We start from the raw sequence: 16702 nt of genomic DNA, 5'->3' as shown, positions 1-16702 counted from the left end.
CTACCAGATATAAACAACCCTTATTATTGTTCAGAATGGATCACTCTCTTTTTCGGCGTTTCTACAAGCACAGAGATCACCAACAAACTTAGCCCAATAATTTTGATCAAGGCGTTAATTGCGTGTGCATACTCCCATTGATCCCGATACTGTCTCCAATCTGCTGGAATGGGATTCGTCAACCATTTGGCAAATTCAGCATTCATTGGCGCAACAAACATTATCCAACTCACAAATGCCAACACTAAGAAAATTGCTCCGATCAATGTCCAGTAGAAGGTTGAACCACATTTGCGAACAAGAAATACCAACACAATTGCTGTCAAAATTGCTGTAATTTCAAAAGCTGCGCCAACTGAGCCAAACAACTTATAAACATTTTCAAAAACCGTGACTCTAACCCAAAGTTGCTGATCAAACTGCATTCGTTGCGGCAGTTCTAGCAAATGTGTCATAGACAAACTAAGACTAAACGAAGCTAGCATGAGTGTGATGAATCGCCACGCTCGTAGAAATGTCATTTTGCTTTGCCCCATAACATGCATCTCGACACCTTATTTTAGAGATGTAATGAAATGCCGCGTAACTATCGGATGGCATAACTAGACAAAAGGGATTTTTTGCGACTATATGCTATTCCTAAAATGACTGATACTATTAGCTCAATGGAAAAAACAACAATTACTTTCCAATTTAAATTTAGCTGCAATGCTCCATTATTACCTATATATAAAGCTAACCCAATACATCCATTAAACCAGGCATGACTTAATACACAGATAAATAAGTTATTTGTGTATTTATAAATAGTTGTAAAGCTGGACGTTAAAATGATTCCTGAAAATAAATATAATCCAAAGGGAAATGAACTTTGGACTGTCCCTTTGATAAACCATAATGGCAAATGCCATATACTCCATATAATTCCCACAATAAGGACAGAAGGTAAATAATTAACCAACTTTTCTAATTTAGGTTGCAAAATCCCCCGCCAGCCTAATTCCTCTAATCCACCGAAAAGGATAAGTAGCGGCAAATTAATAATTATAGATAGAATTGATATAGGCTTATTAATTCCAAAAGCGATCCAAATCATAAATAAACGCCAGAGTGAGAATAATCCAAATATCAGCCACACTTTTGTATCTATTTTTTTGCCAAAGATATACTTAACAAAAGATTCTTCACCAAAATCTTCATTGAACTGTCGATAAATAATATAAGAACTAATAGCTGGACCCAAACTACCAATTACGTCCAATATCCAAAATAAAGGCTCCCCATACCAAAGAGTATTAAAATATCTGTTTCCAATGATGATAATTAGCCAGCATAACCATGTTATGGAAAAAGTGTAAAGTAGAAAAAGTCCGATTTGCTTAAGTGATTGCTTCTTTTGTTTCATGTTTTTATTTCTCCTTAACTCTTTGTAAAAAATATTATCTCTGTAATTTTCAAAAATCTAATTTTTTCAACTGTAAAATTAACCAGCAAGAAAGAGTAATACACCGGAAAGTTTTAGGTTATTCATAATAGTTTATTTCACTTAATTTTTTTGACCCATGATAAAGCTTCCTTACCCTCTATTTTTGTTTTTCCTTGGTTTTGGATCAAGTGCTACTTTCGCCGCATAGATGCCAGCCAAGATACCCAAGATATTTCCTATCCAAGTACGCCAATCAGGACTGTAACCCACATAGATCATGAATTTGCCAGATAAAATAGCGAAGATGATCAGTCCAGAAAATGCCGAAACTAAGACATATGTGATCAGGAAAAAGAAAATTGCTTTGAAATATTTGATAAGTACCAATGCAGAATTTTTTCAACACTGAATTTCAGTTAACAATGAGAGACGCGCCCAGCCAGATGTTAAGAAAGACTTAAGCGCCGAACAAAGCAATAACGATTCCAACCAGCGTCGTGGCGACAATGATGATGATCAATACCCACGGTTGTAAAATCGTTATAGGATGGAACATCTGCCGACATTTGGGACAGCGATAATCTCCCATCGGTGCCGCCCAATATCGCCGCCACGTAATGGGAAAAGCCGTTTGGCAATGGGGGCAAACTAACTGTCCCGCAAAGGTGGTTTTTGGGTGGTGAGAATTTTGATGATCTTTGCGTAGACTCATGATTGTTCTCCTACAGGTTGTTGAGATCGCGGCTCGATGGGGAATGCCAACCAACACCAAAAGTACAGAAAAATAAATCCAGGGATGACGATCGCTAAAATAACGGTAATAATTCGGACACCCATGATTGGTAAATTCCATAGCTGAGAAAGGGCATAACACACGCCAGCGAAAACTTTATGACGACTGCGATAAAATATAGTCCTTGGTATGACAGGAGTATTGACATCTGATCGTTTGACCTTGAGAATCAAAGAAATCAGGAGTCCAATCGCACCGAAAATGGCTGATGGAATAGCGAAAATCGCCAGCCAGTGAGCCATGAACATTCCCGAAATCACGTCTCCAAGCCAAGATGAGGACGGACAAATAAAGCGAACTGCTTCTGCTGAACAACCAAAGCGTTCAGCTAAACCCATCCCCCCCCAAGTGACTAGGAATGGAAAAATTCCGTAGAGGATACATATACTCAACAAAAATAAATGTCCACGGGTGGTAAGCGATCGCGTTATGGAGATTGCTGCAAGTGCTGGTCCAATAAGCAACAGGATTGAAATCAAAGGCAAGTAAATCATAGATTTTCTTAAACTTAAATAAGGTGAGTTCGACGGAACCTAACCCCAACCCCTTCCCTACAAGGGAAGGGGCTAAAAGTGGAGAATTGAGTGAAAAAATAAGGGTTTTAAGCCTCTCCCCGACACGGGGAGAGGTTTGGAGAGGGGTTATTCCAAATCCATCGAACTCACGTTAAATAAGGTCAAATGGTAGATGGGATTTGCAACTCAATCTCCTGATCCGTAGCCACAAGTAAAGTCAGGAGAATGCCCTCACTCAGTCGCTATTTGAGGTTTTTCTCTACCAAGTTTCCACAGCAAGATGACACCCAAGCCGAACATATTGACTAGGAAAACTATTAACCCTCCGAAAAATGGAATGAGGGTCAGAATAGTCACGACTGCCAAACCTACCAAAAACTGCTGCTGTAACGACCAATTACGATTACTGACTAGGCTTTGACCAACAAAAACTGCCACAGCTAATGATCCTACTAGAGAAGTAACGATCGCAGTCAGGCTTAGTAGTGGAATCAAGGGAATACCAATAAGCGTAATTGCTAGAAACACACTTATAAAGATAATGCCGACAATTCCCCCCAGTCCCCATAGGGCAGTTAAACCGGGGTGTTGACGCAACTTTGTCGCTAAATTTGGTATAAACTGTGGGCTAGTATTTAAAATAATCAGTCCGAGAATCGCTGCGACTACGGCGGCACTAATTCTAAAAATGGCATTGAAAAAATACTGAGCGAAGAAGCTAATTCTGACTCGATTGGAACCATCCATCATCCCATGTCTATCGCTGAATGTAGTACGCTCACCACCAACGATCGCACCTTCTTCTTGTACGATTTTGCCGCCAAAGGAGTAAGCATCAGCTTCAACCCGCGCTCCTTTTTTCAGGATGACATCCCCGCCAAATGCGATCGCAGTATCCAAAACTCTGGCATTAGGGGATACTGTAACATTCCCCCCAAAAGCCAAGGCATTTTCGACAACTTGATTCTCTGGTACGGTGACGCTACCACCAAAGCGAATCAGGTTGGTGTTATTAATATTGATGTCAGTCTGCGCTAGGGCATTACCTGCAAATATTAAGCTGATGCTGGCGAAAAAAGCCAGAATTAATTGTTGCCATTTCATAGATTTTATCCTTAGTAATTACAAGAATCATGATGAATTCGCTTCATTGGATAGTTGCATTCGCCGCAAACTCAGCCATCCCCAAAAGCAGCAAAGCAAAGACGATTCAGCATTAGTCTTCAGGAATTAGATATATTTTAAAATCGGCGATACTACAAAGTGGTTGCCAAGGGCATCGCTAACACTAAAACTGAGCTAATAATAAATGAAATTTGCTCTGCCTGAATCTACCCCAGGGATTGAACCAACTAAAATATCCAAACAGTTCCATTCAAGCTCTCGGTGAGGATAAACTCGCCTGCGATCGCCTATAAGTCTGCAATATTCAACAGCGATCGCTTGTCAACCCATCTCAAGAGGAATTACAGCAAAGCTAGGTAGATCAAAAATTATTACGCCTAATATTTAAGCTACAAGTATTTTCTTATGATTTCGTTTTTCTTCTCTTTAATCAATTTTTCAAAATCCTTAGCATTCATGTTGGCTGCAAAAAATTGATTTCTAGTTTGTTCCATTCGCTCACATTCATTAACTATCTGCTGCTGCACTTCTAAAGGTGGTAAGGGAATTTTAGTGGCTCTGACTCTTTCAGTATTCAAATTTTGTACTACTCCACCAGCCGCACTTTCCGAGAACTGTTGTTGAGTATCTTTGTAAGATAAAATCTCGTATAGATAATCCTTGTTTAGTCTTTCACTAAATTTAGATAGCAGTAACCAACCATCATGAATACAGCCCGATATTTTCATAATATAAGGTCTGCCAAAGCTCATAGAATTAGATAAAATAAAGTCACCTTCTTTAACTGCTCGTGATTTCTCAGAACCTTCTAAAGTTATCTTTTCTGCTGCTTGAGTCACATATTTTGAACCTTCACTTACATCACCAATTTTGACCCAATTTATACCATTTTTATCTGTTGTAATATATTTATCAATTGGTCTAGGTGATGCACCTCTAACAATTTCACAAACATTTTCTAACTTGACTAATTCCCATTTAGTTTCGATTTTTAAATTCTTCTTAGGAGTAAGCGAAAAAGCCTTATTAAAATCCTTACGAGAGAAATCTAATAAATCTACCAAACTGGCATAAGTAATATATTTGCTGAGGTTTTGCAATTCGATATCTTGATTATTCCCGTTAAAATTTTGCTGAATCCAATAATTTATTTTTTCAGAATTGTATCGATTATCAGGATCAAAAAGTGGCGTAATATGACTACCAGTAAGATATTTTAAACCTTCATTACCCTTCGCATTACTCCATTCATAGCCAAGAAATTGTTTTTGTTCCTTATTATCCGCAGGACTTTTAACAATTAGAACTTTTTGGGGATTATTAAAAGCTAAAATGAAATAATAAAGCTTATTTTTTTCAATCGCTTGCAAATATTCTAAAAACCGCTTATTAAGTTCAGACTCTTGTTCTTGCTCAGAAAAATCCTTAAAAGATTTTCTCTTTTTTAAATTAATAATTTCAGTGTTTTTATCAAACTCATTTTTGTATTCCTTAAACAGTTCATATTCTAATAACTGCTCAGAAGGAACGCCTAACAAAAGAGTTTGATAATCTTCAAAGCCTACTTCAATATGCTCACAATACTTTTTAACAGAATCAATATCCCGATACATTCCCCCGCCTGTTTCCACTTCATCTTGCCAATTTTCAAAGAAATCTAAAACAAGTCTTGCCACATCTCTACAATATCTAGCAAAACCTTAATATTTTTATCAAATAAATTCTTGTTATAAACATCTATAAAAGAAAAATCGCTATTAGTGAAAAATTTCAGTTTGCGAAAATAATCTTTAATTTGCTTTTTAATAGCATTACGCTTTTGTTTTGCTGCCCAAAATGCGCCTTCAATTTCTTCATTACTAATATAAGTAATCTCTTCGCCTAAATATTTTTCCATTCCATATTTATAAAGCCCCTGCAATCGGTCAATAAAATCGTAATAATTATCGTAGGCTATCCCCTTCCAATAGAACTTAAGTTCTTGTGGATGCTGAGTTTCATCTACAATCTTGCACAGAAAAAGATTAACTAAAATATCAAAAGCATTCTCTCGTCCAGAAACATTATGCTTTCTGAGAATAGTTCGGAATACATGATATTTCTTTTCTTTATCTCTTGCGTTAATCGGTGTAAGATCATCAATAGTGTATTTATCTTTACCAATTTGATAGGCAGGAATATTATCTTCAAAAATGCCCTTAGTAGTTTTTTCTAATTGATATGTTTGTTGCCAAACTTTAAATCTTCCTTTTACATCCTTTGCCTTCTCAAAACTAAGTAGACTAGGATCATCTGCTATAATTTTTTGGTTGTCTTTGTGAGATATGACATAATAATCAAAAACACAAACATCATTTAAAAAGCTTGAAGCATAAAGACATAAAAATTCAGTTTCTTGAATTTGTTGAGCATAAGAAAATAATTGTCCGCCGTCGTTTTGAGTATCTTTCCAAGCTTTTTCAAACTCTTTACCTGCTGTTTTGCACTCAATGATCAACATTGGTTTTCCTTGTTGATTTTTTACTAAAATATCTGCACGACCTCCACTAGCACCATGCCCAACTTGCCATTTTGGTTCAAGTTCTATATGTTCAGGTTTATATCCCTTTGCTAAAAGTCGATGCACGCATTCAAAAACAACAAAATTTTCATTTTGAGAGAAATTGCAAGTCTGACGCTCATTAATAATTAATCCATGACTTTCAGGATAAATTAATTCTTTTTTATTAAAATCTACCTTGAGCATCCCCTCAGTATGCGAAAAATGCTTTGATAACACATTTTGATTTTGCTCAAAACCTAGTGATAGTAAAAGAGATTTAAAGTTATCTTGAGTCATCATTTATTGCTTGTTCAAATCGATCTACCCATCATATATGAAATGTATGCGTAACGCCTTCATAGATATCTGGATTCATTCATAATATCCTACCGTTGTACGCGCTATTTTCATTATGGGAGATTTTAAGAGAAATCTAGTGACTCTATAGTTGCATTCGTCGCATTCCCCACCAAGCGATCGCAAACTCGACAATTCCCAAAAGCAGCAAAGCACCGATGAGATGCCAAGTGCCAAACCAGCCTGAACCCCGCACAAATACATCCCGACAAAGTTCTATGTAATACCGCACGGGGACTAAATAGGAAGCAATGGAAAATGGAAACGGCACTGTATTGAGGGGAAACAAAAATCCTGCCAGCAAAAAGGCAGTCAGCACTTTAATTGTGCCGATCGCCTGTACAGCTGCGCTTTGGGTGGTAGTAAAAATGCCAATGATTAATCCGAGTTGTACACTTACCCAGATGAATATGGGAGTGCCAATAATTAAGGGGGTGGGATCGCCAATCACGCGGACTTGAAACAACAAAAAACCGACAATAAACAGAATTAAAGCTTCTCCCAATCCCACGAGGGTATATGCCAAGGATTTACCTAGCAATAGTTCCGAGGCGCTGAGGCTAGAGGCGTAAAGCTGTAGAATTGTCCCTTGTTCTTTTTCTCGCACTAAGGCGATCGCTATCAACAACGGCGGAAAGATGGCTAAAATCACTCCGTAACTTCCAGGTACAATAAATAATGATTCTTGTCGTCCCGGATTAAACCAAAGTCGCACTTGGGAAATTACACCAACAGAGTCAGCAAGTTTACCGAGTTGGGCTTGTACAACTGACAAAGTTGTTCCCTGAATCGCCAATCTTGTTACCCGTGCGTTGATCACATCACTGCCATCAATCACAACTTGAAGATTTCCAGTTTTGCCTGCTTGTACCTCAGCAGTAAAGTCTGGTGGAATCGTAACTTGCACTTGAGCTGCTCCCCGGTCGATCGCATCGGGAAATTGTTCGCCTTGCCATTGTGCTGGGACAAATAAATTGGTGGCGTATAGTCGTTCAATATAACTCCGGCTGAAGCTTGTTTGGTCAAGATCCCGCACCGCCAGAGCAATGTTTTTCGCTTCCAGCCGAATTGCATACCCAATAATTAGCAGGGCAATTACAGGTAAAATGAAGGCGAGGGCAACACCTAAGCGATCGCGCACAAACTGCTCTAATTCTTTGAATAATTGATTGCGAATGCGGCGAATCATCATGGCGGCGCACCTCCGGCTCGTTGCACTTCCCCAATAAACGCATCTTCTAAGGAAAATGGCATGGGTTGAATATCTGTAAGAGAGAGATTTGCCGATTGCAGATATGACCGCACTTGGGGCAGTTCTGCGGTAGGATGATCGAGAACAACGTGGAGGCGATCGCCAAAAATGGAGACACGCCACGGTTCGAGAAATTGCCGTAAGCGATCGTAACTTCCTTGGAGTTCGCCAATTTTTAACTCAAATAATTGACCAGGTTGTGCGGCTTTAATCTCACTGGCAGAACCTTCGGCAACTTTCCGCCCTGCAACCATAAAACACATCCGGCTACATTGTTCCGCTTCGTTCATATAATGGGTTGTCACCAAAATTGCTGTCCCATGTCGAGCAAAATCATTAATCAATTGCCAAAATTGCTGACGTGCTAAAACATCTACGCCCGAAGTTGGTTCATCTAAAAACAAAATTTCCGGTTCATGGATGACGGATGCACCAAATGCTACCCGTTGCTTCCATCCACCGGGAAGTTGTCTTGTCAGTAAATGTTCTTGTCCTTCTAATCCCGAAATGGATAACACCCAACTAATTTTTTCTCGCTGCTGACGGGGTGGAATGCCATAAACACCGCTATAGAACTGCAAATTTTCGAGAATTGTTAAATCATCGTAGAGGGTGAACTTCTGACTCATATAGCCGATGCGTTGCCGCAATTCTGCACTGCGAAGATTACCTGTTTCTCCAGCCAGGGACATTTCGCCAGAACTAATTGGTAATAGTCCACATAGCATTTTGATGGCGGTGGTTTTTCCGGCTCCATTTGCACCCAAAAGTCCATAAACATCGCCATAGCGGATATCAAGATTCAAATCCACAACGGCGTGAAAGTCACCAAAAACGCGATTGAGATTCTGTGCAGAAATCGCTATTTTCGCCTTTGCAGGTTCAGATATTGCCAAGCTTTTGACTCGCGGAAATGGCAGAGATTTTGGTACAGAACCTTTTTGGCGTAACAGTGTGGTGAAAACGTTCTCTAGTGTGGGTGATTCTGGTTGAATTTCCTCGAACTGTACATTGTTTTGAGTCAAGCGATCGCGCACAAAGGCAATTCCCGATTTCACATCTTTCACCAAAACTTCCAGGCGATCGCCTAATGTTGACACCTCTGCAATTTCACCTGTAACAATCAGTGCTTGTTCTGCTTGAATTAGCTGCGAAGTGCGGATAATTAAGCGATTTAAGCCTAAATTACCCTTGAGTTCTGAGGGAGAACCCATTTGCTGAATTTGTCCATTGTAAATTAATGCCACGCGATCGCACCGTTCGGCTTCATCTAAATCGGGAGTCGCAACCAGTACGGTAATATTTTGGGCAGTTAATCCAGCCAGAATGTCCCAAAACTCACGCCTAGCAATGGTATCGACTCCAGTTGTTGGCTCATCCAGTAATAATACTTGCGGTTCAGCAATTAATGCACAGCACAAAGCTAACTTTTGCTTCATCCCACCAGAAAGACGACCGGCAAGGCGATCGCGAAATGAATCGAGTTGCATCAACTTAAGATACTTGGTGCGTCGCGCTTCAAGTTGATTTTCGGGGACAAGTCGCAATCCTGCACTGTAATAGATATTTTCATCCACACTCAGATCGGGATAAAGAGAAAATTGTTGAGTTAAATATCCAGTGTAATTTCGAGCATCGCGGGCAGGTAATCCCAGAATTTTAGCATCACCTGCGGTAGCCTCCATCACCCCACCCAAAATATTGAATGTGCTTGTCTTACCTGCACCATCAGGACCAATCAATCCAAATAATTCGCCACGGCGGATTTGCAGATCGAGTCCGCGAATTGCAATGGTTTTACCATAGTGTTTGTAGAGTCCCCGAACCTCGATTGTCACCTCATTTAAGTTTAGAGAAGCAGCAGGAATTAATTCATGGGAAAGTTTCATAGGCTAAAACCTTGCTCAAGGAATAAAGGCTAATCGTCAATCCTAAATAATTATTTATAGATACACCTATACTCTCTGATTTGATTAAAAATAAACATAAAGTTTTATAGATAATATTATGATTGATTAAATATTTTGTCTATTTATAGTCTATGCATAAATAAAACATCCAAAAGGAATAGATGATGTTTGAATTATCTACCTATAAAGATATAAGAAAAATTTGATTTTTTATGCTTTAGTTGGAATTTAGGGTAATAATCAGTAATTCTGTATAGTTTGGGAATTAATCATTAAATTGGCACAATAAAATCAACCTGTTGCAAAGAGATAAAATAAACTAAAACTCTATTGTTTGTTGTCTATAGCAAAGATTAAATTTAAACATATTAAACACAAAAAATGGGGAAGAATAGTCATGTTAGATATTGATGAAATGAGTTCCAAAGAAATACACGAACTCCTAAACAAAATAGGATATGGTCATTTGGGCTGCATACATGAAGGTAAACCCTACGTGATGCCAATGTATTATTATCTCGAGAATTCGGATATTTATCTGTTTACAACGGTTGGGATGAAGACTCATGACATAGACGCGAATCCAGAAATCTGCTTACAGGTTGAAGAAATTAACGGGTCTCTGCATTGGCGCAGCGTGATTGTGAATGGTCGAGCCTCACGCCTCACCGAACAACCAGAAATCGATCGCGCAATGAACTTGATCAAAGAGCGCAATACAACGCTGTCACCTGCCATCAATCGAACTTGGATTGATGCTGAGGGACGTTCAGAAGCGATCGCCATCTACCGCATCCACGAGAGTGAAATAAGTGGACGAACCACTGATGGAGTCAGTAGTCGCTAAGAACCGCAATACTGTTTTTGATGTTTTATGAGGAAAAAGCAGAATTATGGTTTCGACAGTCGATATTAATACCGTGGCTGGCTTATCTGAGCAAGAAGCGAACGGTTTGCCGTCTGCGACAGCGATCGCTCGGCTCCAAGATGAAGGCTACAATGAACTCCCCTCGGCTCGCTCTCGCAGTATTTTATCCTTTGCTTGGGAAACCGTTCAAGATCCGATCTTCCTTTTGCTGGTCGGTGGTGGTATCATCTATTGGATTTTAGGCGACCTCCAGGAAGCCCTGATTTTACTGGGTTTCGTCTTCTTCATCACAGGGATCAGTCTTTACCAGGAAGGTAAAACCGAACACGCCCTAGAAGCCTTGCGTGACCTTTCCAGTCCTCGCGCCTTGGTGATTCGGGATGGTGAGCGAAAACGGATTGCGGGGCGAGAAGTTGTTCGGGGAGATGTCTTGGTGTTGGCAGAAGGCGATCGCGTACCTGCCGATGCAATGGTGTTATCTTGCACAAATTTTTCAACCGATGAGTCATTATTAACCGGGGAATCTTTACCAGTCCGTAAAATTGCTGCTGCCGGTACGGTGGAAATGGCACGTCCAGGGGGAGATGAGTTGCCCTTTGTATATTCTGGAACCTTAGTAGTTCAAGGACAGGGAATTGCTCAAGTTCAAGCGGTGGGCGCTCAAACGGAGATGGGTAAGATTGGTAAGGCTTTGCAAAAAGTCAAGCCAGAACCGACTCCCCTACAACAGGAAATGACTCGGTTGGTGAGTCGCTTATTTGGCATCGCTTTATTGTTGTGTGTGGCGATTGTAGTGATTTATGGACTGACGCGAGGAGATTGGCTCAAAGGATTTCTTGCGGGTATTACCCTAGCGATGGCAATTTTGCCGAATGAATTTCCGGTTGTCGTGACGATTTTCTTAGCATTAGGAGCTTGGCGCATTTCTCAGAAACACGTCTTAGCTCGTCGTGCTTCCGCCGTGGAAACCTTGGGTTCCGCAACGGTTCTGTGTGTTGATAAAACTGGGACACTGACCCTGAATCAGATGGCTGTACAACAGCTATTTGCATACAACCAGGCAGAAAATCCTCACCCATATAATTTGGAATTGCATTTACGCGAGTTGCTCCCCGAAGCATTTCATGAATTAGTCGAGTTTTGCATTTTGGCGAGTCAGAGAGATCCCTTTGATCCGATGGAGAAAGCATTTAAGCAATTGGGAGATCGCTATCTCGCACATACTGAACATCTGCATAACGATTGGAAGCTGTTACGAGAATATCCGCTTTCACCGCAGCTATTGGCAATGTCTCACGTTTGGCAATCAGCTGACGGACAACAGTATGAAATTGCTGCCAAAGGAGCGCCGGAAGCGATCGCGGATCTCTGTCATTTCACGCCCCAACAGCAGAAAATTCTTGCAGCCCAAATCAGTGAAATGGCAGATCAAGGATTGCGTGTATTAGGCGTTGCCAAAGCCTCTCTTGTTGATGCACCGCCCCCATTTTTACCACCTCATCCCTCGCTCAATCCGCATCATTTACCCGACGAGCAACATGACTTTCCTTTTCAATTTCTCGGATTAGTGGGACTGTCTGATCCAGTGCGTCCAAATGTTGCGGCGGCGATTCAAGAATGTTACACCGCAGGTATTCGAGTGGTGATGATTACGGGTGATTATCCAGGAACGGCTCAAACTATTGCCCGTCAGATTGGATTGATGCAAATGGGAGCTATTTTGACGGGAGCAGAATTGGATCTCATGAGTGACCTTGAACTCCAGGAGCGCATTCAAACTACAAACATCTTTGCACGCGCTGTTCCCGAACAAAAACTGCGGTTAGTTAATGCTTTGAAATCCCAGGGTGAAGTCGTCGCCATGACTGGGGATGGTGTGAATGATGCCCCTGCGCTCAAATCTGCACAAATTGGGATTGCGATGGGACAACGAGGTACAGATGTGGCTCGTGAGTCGGCGGCGTTAGTGTTATTAGATGATGATTTTTCGTCCATCGTGCAAGCGGTGAAAATGGGACGGCGAATTTTTGATAATCTCCGCAAAGCAATGGCATATTTGCTAGCGATTCACATTCCCATTGCTGGGATGTCTTTAATTCCAGTGTTGTTTAAGTTGCCGTTAGTATTACTTCCCGTTCACGTTGCCTTTCTACATTTAATTATTGATCCAGCTTGCTCAATTGTTTTAGAAGCCGAACCCGCAGAAGCAACGGTGATGCAGCGTCCTCCCCGCAACCCCAAAGAACCTTTATTTGGTAAGAAGATTTTGGCTTTGGCAATGCTACAAGGGGTAGGGATTTTAGCGATCGCTCTCGTCATCTTTGTGGTTGCACTATATCGCAGACAAGGCGAACTTGATGCCCGTGCATTAACGTTTACGACGTTGATTTTGGCAAATTTAGGACTAATTTTGAGTGAAAGTTCTTCATCTCGCCTCAGTCTCAAAATCTTGAAATCCCCCAATAATGCCCTTTGGTGGGTGATTGGTGGGGGACTGGCTTTTCTAGTGTTCGTGTTGTATCTCCCATTTTTGCGTCAATTGTTTAGCTTCTCCTTCTTACACCCAATTGACCTGGCAATTTGTTTGGGCGGTGGGGCGATTGCTCTACTTTGGTTTGAACAATTAAAGTTTCTCAATCGACCCCAACGAGTTATTCAATCTAAATCAAGAAAACCTATGCAAGAAAATCTCTAAATGATTTACTATCCTTTGATAACGAAACGCTTACGCTGTAATCATTTTGACTTTTGACTTTTGACTTTTGATTTCCGCTTTGCGGTACTAGAGCGCCGGTCAACATATATTAGTTGCCAAAAACGTCATTACGTGATTTTAGTCAAAACACCTATTGATGGCTAAATTTTGAGGTCTAGTTTTTCGCGATCGCATTAAAGTTGATTCGTTAGCAAGGAATTCACTCATAGACTCTTAAGGAAATCCATCATGGACAATAGTATTCCAATCGAAAGTCCATCCCTATCAAGACGGCAACTACTTAACTTTATTACCGGAGCAACTGTTGCTGCCACTGCGCTTGCTGCGCTCTATCCTGCGGGCAAATTCTTGATTGCTCCAGCAGAAAAAATAGGAGCAGGAGGTGCTATTCTGGCTAAAGATATTCTAGGGAAACAAATCCCCGCCTCGCAAATTCTGGCTGAAGCGCCCCAAACCCGCGCCCTAGTTGCAGGTTTGGCGGGAGAACCCACTTATCTGATTGTTAAAGAAGATCAGACCCTAGATCATATCGGGCTTGTGGATAACTGCACTCACCTTGGTTGCACCTTCCCCTGGAATCCCTTGGATCAGCAGTTTCAATGTCCCTGTCATGGTTCTCGCTATGCCCCAGATGGGTCGGTGGTGCGTGGTCCGGCTCCTCTACCGCTCAAAATTGTCCAGGTTGCAGTGATTGATAACAGCATTTTAATCTCGCCTTGGACGGAAACTGATCCTCGCACTGGAAAGAAACCCTGGTGGGTCTAAGGATGAAGTGATATGGAACCGATTCGTATTTTTTACTTTTCCGATGTTCTCTGCGTTTGGGCTTATATTGCTCAGATTCGTTTAGATGAGTTGAAAACAACCTTTGAAGACAAGATTGCGATCGCACAGCACTTTGTCCCCGTCTTTGGTGTTGCTCGTGAAAAGCTGGAGAACCGATGGCGCGATCGCGGTGGATTACAAGGATACAGCAATCATGTCTTAGAGGTTGCGAAAAAGTTCGATCACATCACCGTTCATCCTGATATTTGGACTAAGGTTACACCATTTTCATCTACATCCTCTCATTTGTTTCTCCATGCAATTAAACTACTAGAAGTGAAGGGTTTGGTGGAGCAAAATCAACAGGTATTTGAAAAAGCAATCTGGGCATTTCGGGAGGCGTTTTTTACCCAACTGGCAAACGTTTCTGACCGCAAGGTGCAATTTGAAATTGCAGAGGAGTTAAAACTGCCGCTCGCTGCTATCCAAGCTCAAATCGATAGTGGTGAGGCTTATGCCAAATTATCCCAGGATTTTGAATTAGTTAAAGAGCATACAGTTACAGTCAGCCCCACCCTAATTTTTAATGAAGGACGGCAGAGACTCAACGGCAATGTGGGCTATCGGGTGATCGAAGCCAATATTCGGGAGTTACTGCACAATCCTCCGGGAGAGCAATCTTGGTGTTAGGGATATTGCGTTAATTGAAAGCTGCGATCGCAATCCCACAGACCTGATCATCCTCAAACATCAGGATAATACTTGGGGAAGGGTTAGGCAGTTTAAATGAATCTCTTTCAATAAAAGATTATTAGGAAAAGCTTTTATGATTACTTACTTAGTGGAATTTTTGTCAGTAATCAATCGTCATATACTGGAGATTGTGGGAGGATTTATTGTCGTTTTGGGAGGAATTATTGTCGTCCTTTTTTGCACATATTTTTTGAGTGCTAAAAAAAGTATTAATGAAGGGAATGAAGCTATAGTAGAGCGTTTAGGACAGTATCATCGTACATTAAACTCTGGAGTTAGCTTCATTGTTCCATTCATAGATCAGATTGTAATGGAAAATACTATAAGGAAGCAAATCTTAGAGATGAAACCTATGTCGGTCTTAACAAAAGATAGGATTGCGATTGAATTATGGATTATTATTCAGTGGCAAATTATTGATATTAAAAAAACTTTTTACGAAATAGATGATTTGCAAATTTCTTTGACTTCTCTTTCTGTTTGTAAAATTCGAGAAGTTATTGCTGATAAAAATTTTGAGGAACTACTTATTTACCAGGATTCCATAGCTGCTAGGATATTAGATTCTTTAAATAAACTAACAAAAAATTGGGGAGTTGATATTTTAACAATCAATATTGAAGCTATTTATTTACCAGAAGCTATACAAAAAGTTTTAGAAGAGGGATTTATTGCTATAATTGATACAAAAAATTCTATAGAAATAGCAAAATTGCAAGCTGAAGCTGAAAAGCTTGGTATTCATATTAGTAAAGAAGATAGCAGAAAGTATATAAGAAATGTAAAAGATATTATCAGCTTTTTACCTCGACAATTACAATTGATTATAGGAAATCAAAATTTTGGAAGTCAATCAAACGCGGAGATTAAAGCTATGAATTAAATTAATGATGACAGACGTAAAGTTGAAATTGGTAGCGTCGGCAGAGATTTTAATGCTAGTGGGCAAGCTTTGAATTTAGGAGAAATTGATATTAGTGGCACCGTGACTAATGCTATTAATGAGTTACCACCTGCAACCCAACCTGAAAAACCGGGAATTAAAGAATTATTAATCAAGCTAAAACATGAAATTGAATCTAATTCAGAGTTAACAATTAAGCAAAAAGAAAAAGCGCAAACAGAGCTAAAAAAATTATCTGAAGCAGGGTTAAAACCAGATCAATCAGAGATGCAAAATATTGCTGATAATGCTATCACCATGTTAAAAGGAATTGTCTCAGGACTACCTAGTACCATAAAGCTACTAGAATTATTACCCGAAGTTGCAAAAATATTCAGCCTGACATTCTAACACTATGAGGGGTATCTACATCCGGCGTGGGGTCAGTTGATAAATGGTAGCGATAAGCCTCTGGCTTTACGCTGCGCGTATCGCTTGGATTCAGTAGAGAGAGAATTGAATTAGAGAATACAAAAAGGAGTTATGTCATGAATTCCATCAAGATTGAAATTTTGGGTACAGGCTGCAAAAAGTGCCAACAGTTAGAGGCAAATGCTAAAGAAGCTGTAACTAATCTCAATTTAATTGCTGAAGTTTCACATATTACCGACCCAATCGAAATTGCTAAACGAGGTGTGATGTCTACTCCCGCCATGACAATCAATGGCAAAGTTGTCAGCAAAGGTCAAGTAATCAGTGCCGAACAAATTCAGCCCTTATTGCAGCGTTAAACAGGC

The 16702-nt window shown here is 40.3% G+C and carries 16 protein-coding genes; 7 read left to right on the top strand and 9 right to left on the bottom strand.

The window, feature by feature from the left end:
• Window positions 1-23 precede the first annotated feature (23 nt).
• The 9 genes from IJ00_RS07840 to IJ00_RS07800 all read right to left on the bottom strand — a co-directional run bounded on the left by IJ00_RS07840 (window position 24) and on the right by IJ00_RS07800 (window position 9899).
• The gene (locus tag IJ00_RS07840; protein ID WP_238178459.1) at window positions 24-455 is read right to left on the bottom strand and encodes a DUF1772 domain-containing protein; all 432 of its coding nucleotides are present in this window, start codon (window positions 453-455) and stop codon (window positions 24-26) included.
• 131 nt (window positions 456-586) lie between these two features.
• A complete protein-coding gene (locus tag IJ00_RS07835) occupies window positions 587-1405 on the bottom strand; it encodes a CPBP family intramembrane glutamic endopeptidase (protein ID WP_035151729.1) in 819 nt (272 codons plus the stop codon).
• Between the two features lie 467 nt (window positions 1406-1872).
• Complete coding sequence (locus IJ00_RS07830; RefSeq protein WP_144051052.1) at window positions 1873-2073, bottom strand: hypothetical protein; 201 nt, start codon at window positions 2071-2073, stop codon at window positions 1873-1875.
• 61 nt (window positions 2074-2134) lie between these two features.
• Window positions 2135-2713 carry a PspC domain-containing protein gene (locus IJ00_RS07825; RefSeq protein ID WP_035151724.1) on the bottom strand — a complete coding sequence of 193 codons (579 nt, stop codon included), beginning with the start codon at window positions 2711-2713 and terminating at the stop codon, window positions 2135-2137.
• A 252-nt stretch (window positions 2714-2965) separates the two neighbouring features.
• Window positions 2966-3838 carry a hypothetical protein gene (locus IJ00_RS07820; RefSeq protein WP_052754416.1) on the bottom strand — a complete coding sequence of 291 codons (873 nt, stop codon included), beginning with the start codon at window positions 3836-3838 and terminating at the stop codon, window positions 2966-2968.
• A 410-nt stretch (window positions 3839-4248) separates the two neighbouring features.
• Entirely contained in the window at window positions 4249-5535 is a 1287-nt protein-coding gene (locus IJ00_RS07815; protein WP_035151718.1) for a restriction endonuclease subunit S, read from the bottom strand.
• Window positions 5517-6701, bottom strand: a complete 1185-nt coding sequence (locus IJ00_RS07810) for a type I restriction enzyme HsdR N-terminal domain-containing protein (RefSeq protein ID WP_082127282.1) — start codon at window positions 6699-6701, stop codon at window positions 5517-5519. Before IJ00_RS07810 ends, IJ00_RS07815 begins: the two co-directional genes overlap by 19 nt.
• Before the next feature lie 142 nt (window positions 6702-6843).
• Window positions 6844-7950, bottom strand: coding sequence for an ABC transporter permease (locus tag IJ00_RS07805; RefSeq protein WP_035151712.1), 1107 nt, complete (start codon window positions 7948-7950; stop codon window positions 6844-6846).
• The gene (locus IJ00_RS07800; RefSeq protein ID WP_035151709.1) at window positions 7947-9899 is read right to left on the bottom strand and encodes an ATP-binding cassette domain-containing protein; all 1953 of its coding nucleotides are present in this window, start codon (window positions 9897-9899) and stop codon (window positions 7947-7949) included. Before IJ00_RS07800 ends, IJ00_RS07805 begins: the two co-directional genes overlap by 4 nt.
• Before the next feature lie 436 nt (window positions 9900-10335).
• Between IJ00_RS07800 and IJ00_RS07795 the strand changes: the two genes are divergently transcribed.
• From IJ00_RS07795 to IJ00_RS07765, 7 genes are all read left to right on the top strand, one after another.
• Window positions 10336-10767 carry a pyridoxamine 5'-phosphate oxidase family protein gene (locus IJ00_RS07795; RefSeq protein ID WP_238178458.1) on the top strand — a complete coding sequence of 144 codons (432 nt, stop codon included), beginning with the start codon at window positions 10336-10338 and terminating at the stop codon, window positions 10765-10767.
• Window positions 10768-10813: 46 nt separating this feature from the next.
• Complete coding sequence (locus tag IJ00_RS07790; protein ID WP_035151703.1) at window positions 10814-13483, top strand: cation-translocating P-type ATPase; 2670 nt, start codon at window positions 10814-10816, stop codon at window positions 13481-13483.
• A 249-nt stretch (window positions 13484-13732) separates the two neighbouring features.
• Complete coding sequence (gene petC / locus IJ00_RS07785) at window positions 13733-14269, top strand: cytochrome b6-f complex iron-sulfur subunit (protein WP_035151701.1); 537 nt, start codon at window positions 13733-13735, stop codon at window positions 14267-14269.
• A gap of 12 nt (window positions 14270-14281) precedes the next feature.
• A complete protein-coding gene (locus IJ00_RS07780; RefSeq protein WP_035151700.1) occupies window positions 14282-14959 on the top strand; it encodes a DsbA family protein in 678 nt (225 codons plus the stop codon).
• A gap of 136 nt (window positions 14960-15095) precedes the next feature.
• Complete coding sequence (locus IJ00_RS07775; protein WP_052754415.1) at window positions 15096-15905, top strand: SPFH domain-containing protein; 810 nt, start codon at window positions 15096-15098, stop codon at window positions 15903-15905.
• 69 nt (window positions 15906-15974) lie between these two features.
• The gene (locus IJ00_RS07770; RefSeq protein ID WP_238178457.1) at window positions 15975-16316 is read left to right on the top strand and encodes a hypothetical protein; all 342 of its coding nucleotides are present in this window, start codon (window positions 15975-15977) and stop codon (window positions 16314-16316) included.
• 137 nt (window positions 16317-16453) lie between these two features.
• The gene (locus IJ00_RS07765) at window positions 16454-16696 is read left to right on the top strand and encodes a thioredoxin family protein (protein ID WP_035151695.1); all 243 of its coding nucleotides are present in this window, start codon (window positions 16454-16456) and stop codon (window positions 16694-16696) included.
• The last annotated feature ends 6 nt before the right edge of the window (window positions 16697-16702 follow it).

The sequence above is a fragment of the Calothrix sp. 336/3 genome (assembly GCF_000734895.2).
GTDB lineage: Bacteria > Cyanobacteriota > Cyanobacteriia > Cyanobacteriales > Nostocaceae > 336-3.
This window is presented reverse-complemented; position numbering and strand designations above follow the sequence as displayed.

Excerpts from the sequence above, each read along its gene's own strand:
- IJ00_RS07805 (WP_035151712.1), bottom strand. The coding sequence starts at position 7,950 with ATGATGATTCGCCGCATTCGCAATCAATTATTCAAAGAATTAGAGCAG.
- IJ00_RS07775 (WP_052754415.1), top strand. The coding sequence starts at position 15,096 with ATGATTACTTACTTAGTGGAATTTTTGTCAGTAATCAATCGTCATATA.
- IJ00_RS07810 (WP_082127282.1), bottom strand. The coding sequence starts at position 6,701 with ATGATGACTCAAGATAACTTTAAATCTCTTTTACTATCACTAGGTTTT.
- IJ00_RS07800 (WP_035151709.1), bottom strand. The coding sequence starts at position 9,899 with ATGAAACTTTCCCATGAATTAATTCCTGCTGCTTCTCTAAACTTAAAT.
- IJ00_RS07835 (WP_035151729.1), bottom strand. The coding sequence starts at position 1,405 with ATGAAACAAAAGAAGCAATCACTTAAGCAAATCGGACTTTTTCTACTT.
- IJ00_RS07790 (WP_035151703.1), top strand. The coding sequence starts at position 10,814 with ATGGTTTCGACAGTCGATATTAATACCGTGGCTGGCTTATCTGAGCAA.
- IJ00_RS07825 (WP_035151724.1), bottom strand. The coding sequence starts at position 2,713 with ATGATTTACTTGCCTTTGATTTCAATCCTGTTGCTTATTGGACCAGCA.
- IJ00_RS07795 (WP_238178458.1), top strand. The coding sequence starts at position 10,336 with ATGAGTTCCAAAGAAATACACGAACTCCTAAACAAAATAGGATATGGT.
- IJ00_RS07780 (WP_035151700.1), top strand. The coding sequence starts at position 14,282 with ATGGAACCGATTCGTATTTTTTACTTTTCCGATGTTCTCTGCGTTTGG.
- IJ00_RS07765 (WP_035151695.1), top strand. The coding sequence starts at position 16,454 with ATGAATTCCATCAAGATTGAAATTTTGGGTACAGGCTGCAAAAAGTGC.
- IJ00_RS07820 (WP_052754416.1), bottom strand. The coding sequence starts at position 3,838 with ATGAAATGGCAACAATTAATTCTGGCTTTTTTCGCCAGCATCAGCTTA.
- petC (WP_035151701.1), top strand. The coding sequence starts at position 13,733 with ATGGACAATAGTATTCCAATCGAAAGTCCATCCCTATCAAGACGGCAA.
- IJ00_RS07840 (WP_238178459.1), bottom strand. The coding sequence starts at position 455 with ATGACACATTTGCTAGAACTGCCGCAACGAATGCAGTTTGATCAGCAA.